The following is a 3,508-nucleotide window of genomic DNA, read 5'->3' on the forward strand; positions in this document are numbered from 1 at the left end:
GCCAGGCGGCGCAGCCGGGCGAACAGCCACCGCGGCGCGTCGTGCCGCGCCCGGCGCAGGCCGATCGCGTTGGCGGCGCCGCCCGCGAAGAACACCAGCGGCATCACCTGGCTGAGCCACGTGACCGCCCACAGCCCCGGCGTCGCCAGGGCGTTGCCCGTGGTCAGCGTGGTCCCGTCGAAGGCCAGCACCGGGATCGTCCAGTGCTGCGCCACCACCAGCGCCATGCCGAACACCCGCAGCGCGTCGATGAACGGATCCCTGCCCGCCGCCGTCGCGCGCCCGGCGGAACCCGGCAACCGCGGCGGGGCCGGCCGGCCGGGCAGGGTGGCCGGACGTTCGAGCAGGGCGGCCATGGGGGCCTCGATTCATCGGGAACGGGATGAACCAAGGCTCCCGCCGGCGCCCTCCCGGCACACTGCCGCGAGCCGCCGTCTTCCGGTCAAGATCGCCCCACCGCGGCAGGTAGGGCAGTCCCTACCATCGGACGCGTGCGTACCAGATCGAACCGGGAGCCTCCTGGCCATACCGTTGACGCCATGCGCTCCCTGACAAGGCGTGTCCTGCTCGACACGCGCTACACGCTCGTGGGCTTCCCCGCGACCGTCATCGGCTTCGCGCTCCTGGTCGCCGGGCTCTCCGCCGGCGTGGGCACCGTGGTCGTCTGGGTGGGGGTGCCGATCCTGGCGGCCACGCTCCTGATGGCGCGGGGATTCGCCGACGCCGAGCGCGGCTGGCTGTCCGACGTGCTGCGGCGCCCGCCCGTACGCCCCCGCTACAAGCCGGCCCCCGCGGGGGCGGGCCGGTTCCGCAGGCTGGTCAACCCGCTGACCAGCGGCCAGTCCTGGCTCGACCTGCTCCACGGCATCCTGAACTTCCCCCTGGCGCTCTTGTCGTTCGTGCTCACCGTGGTGTCCTGGGCCGTGCCTGTCCTCGGGCTCACCTATCCGCTCTACGGCATCGTCACCTCCCGCATCCCGGACAACAAGGAGCTGCCCGAGCTGCTCGGCCTCGGCGACGGCTACCTGGTCAACTCGACGTTCTACGTGTCCCTCGGCCTGGTCTTCCTGCTGCTCATGCCGTTCGTGGTGCGCGGGTCCGCGCTGCTCCGCTCCGGGCTCGGCAGGGCGCTGCTGACCGGCGTCGCCGAGCTGAAGGAACGCATCAACGACCTGGCCGAGGGCCGGGCCGCCGCCGTGTCCGCGGAGGCGAACGCGCTGCGCAAGCTGGAGCGCGACATCCACGACGGCCCGCAGCAGCGCCTCGTCTCGCTCGCCATGGAGCTGTCCAGGGCGCAGCGCCAGCTCGGCAAGGACCCCGGGGCCGCCCAGCAGACGATCAGCTCGGCGATCGCCGCCACCCGCGAGACGCTCGACGAGCTGCGCGCCCTGTCGCGCGGCATCGCGCCGCCCGTCCTGTCGGACCGCGGCCTCGCCCCGGCGCTCGCCGCCCTGGCCGGACGCTGTACGGTGCCCGTCGAGCTCGACGTGCAGGTCGCCGAGCGTTACCAGGCGAGCGTGGAGAACGCCGTCTACTTCGTCGTCGCCGAGACGCTCACGAACGTCGCGAAGCACAGCCGCGCCACCGTCTGCACGGTCCAGCTCAGCCGCACGGGAGACACGCTGATGCTCACGATCGGGGATGATGGGGTCGGCGGCGCGCACGTCGCCAAGGGACACGGTCTCGCCGGGCTGGCCGACCGGCTCCGCGCGGTCGACGGGGAGCTCACGGTGCGGTCGCCGGACGGCGGGCCGACGGTGATCGTGGCGGAGGTGCCGTGCGCGTAGTCGTGGCCGATGACGCGGTCCTGATCAGGGAGGGCCTGGTCAGGCTGCTGGAGGAGTTCGGCTGCGAGGTGGTCGCGACCGTCGGCGACGGCGACGCCCTCGTCTCGGCCGTGGCCGAGCACCGGCCCGACGTGTCGGTCGTGGACGTGCGGATGCCGCCGTCCTTCACCGACGAGGGGCTGCGGGCGGCAGTCGAGGCGCGGCGCCGGGTCCCCGGGGCGCCCGTGCTGATCCTCTCCCAGTACGTCGAGGTCTCCTACGCCGACGACCTGCTCGCCGACGCCAGGGGAGCGGTCGGCTACCTGCTGAAGGACCGGGTCGTGGACGTCGAGGAGTTCCTGGAGGGCCTGCGGCGCGTCGCCGCGGGCGGGACCGTGTTCGATCCTCAGGTGGTGTCGCAGTTGATGGTGCGCAGGCGCAAGGACGACCCGCTGGCCCAGCTGACCCCGCGCGAGCGGGAGGTGCTGGGGCTGATGGCGGAGGGCAGGTCCAACCCGGCCATCGGCAGGCAACTGGTGATCAGCGACGGGGCCGTGGAGAAGCACATCAGGAGCATCTTCAGCAAGCTCGGACTGTACGCGGACGACGGCGACCAGCACCGCCGGGTGCTCGCCGTGCTCGCCTACCTGCGCTCCTGACCCTGTGGGCCCAAGGGGAGGGACGGCCGGCCGGTCCGCGCGGTCAGCCCGCGCGGACCCGGCCGCTCAGGGTCAGCCGAGCGCGTCGACCAGCTTCTTGCGCTGCTGGGCGCCCAGGCCGCCGAGACGGCGCTTCTCGTCGACGCCCGCCTCCTCCATCAGCGCGTTGGCCTTGGCCGGGCCGACGCCCTTGACGGCGCGCAGGGCCTGCGAAACCTTGATCTTCTTGGCGATGTCGTCATCGCGCTCGAGCAGCTGGGCGAAGGACAGCTCGCCCGCCTTGACCTTGGCCAGCAGGGCGGTGCGAGCGGCGCGGGCCTCGGCCGCCTTCTCCAGAGCCGCCTTGCGCTGCTCGGGGGTGAGAGTGGGAAGTGCCATCTGTCTCTCCTCGGGGAGTTAACGTTCGGGATTCTGTTACCCGTAGTGCAGTGGCTAATCATGGCGGATACCAGCGGTTCTTGGTGCGGAAAGCGACCGCTCGACGCGTGTGCCGCACCGAGGCCGCCGCCTCGGCGCGCGACATGTCCCGCGCGAGCGTCCTCCGCTGACCCCTACGCCGCCGACCACGCGCTCCCCTTCACCGTAATCCGCCAGGAGCGGTATGCCACCTCCCCCCTCCGTGCGCCGCGAGGGCGGTTTCAGCCCTGGCGGGTGGTATGCGTCACATTTCGCGGTCCGGGCGTGTCGCGTACCAGGAAGGCTGTTTGCGATCTTCCTGCCCTCCCGCACCCTTCAGAGCTGAGCTCGGCGCCAGGCCTCGACCCCCTGGACGGTGAGGAAGGCGTCGAAGACCGACTCCATGGCGCCGATCAGCGCACCCCGCCAGCCGAGCGCGGAGGCGGCGAGGCGGGGCGGCCGCTCGCGCCGGATCGTCATGAGGCCGCTCCCGAACTCCTCCATGAGCGTGGGCAGGGCGCGCGCGTGCAGGTCCACGCCGAAGCCGGACAGCGTCACGACCTCCGGATCGTGCGCGTTCACCAGAGCGGCGATGCCCCGGCCGAGCGCGCGGGCGTTCGCCGTCACCGCGCCCACGGCACCCCCGAGACCCGCCGCCGCGTCGGCGAAGACCCGCTCGGCCCGGCC

Annotated in this window: 4 protein-coding genes and 1 pseudogene; 2 read left to right on the forward strand and 3 right to left on the reverse strand. The window is 72.7% G+C overall.

The window, feature by feature from the left end; all coding sequences use genetic code 11:
• Nucleotides 1-356 (reverse strand): acyltransferase (locus DQW85_RS25785; protein WP_240197427.1); only part of this gene is annotated, 356 nt, incomplete at its 3' end.
• 183 nt (nt 357-539) lie between these two features.
• Between DQW85_RS25785 and DQW85_RS25790 the strand changes: the two genes are divergently transcribed.
• Together DQW85_RS25790 and DQW85_RS25795 are read left to right on the forward strand one after the other, a co-directional pair.
• The gene (locus DQW85_RS25790) at nt 540-1,787 is read left to right on the forward strand and encodes a sensor histidine kinase (RefSeq protein ID WP_113702542.1); all 1,248 of its coding nucleotides are present in this window, start codon (nt 540-542) and stop codon (nt 1,785-1,787) included.
• Complete coding sequence (locus tag DQW85_RS25795; protein ID WP_113702543.1) at nt 1,778-2,425, forward strand: response regulator transcription factor; 648 nt, start codon at nt 1,778-1,780, stop codon at nt 2,423-2,425. Before DQW85_RS25790 ends, DQW85_RS25795 begins: the two co-directional genes overlap by 10 nt.
• 72 nt (nt 2,426-2,497) lie before the next feature.
• Here the strand turns inward: DQW85_RS25795 and mihF are convergent, their stop codons facing one another.
• Together mihF and DQW85_RS25805 are read right to left on the reverse strand one after the other, a co-directional pair.
• Nucleotides 2,498-2,803, reverse strand: a complete 306-nt coding sequence (gene mihF, locus DQW85_RS25800; protein WP_113702544.1) for an integration host factor, actinobacterial type — start codon at nt 2,801-2,803, stop codon at nt 2,498-2,500.
• Between the two features lie 354 nt (nt 2,804-3,157).
• A pseudogene (locus DQW85_RS25805) lies at nt 3,158-3,508 on the reverse strand (ROK family protein); the annotation flags it as partial.

Origin of the sequence: Nonomuraea lactucae (genome assembly GCF_003313395.1) — a bacterium.
GTDB lineage: Bacteria > Actinomycetota > Actinomycetes > Streptosporangiales > Streptosporangiaceae > Nonomuraea > Nonomuraea lactucae.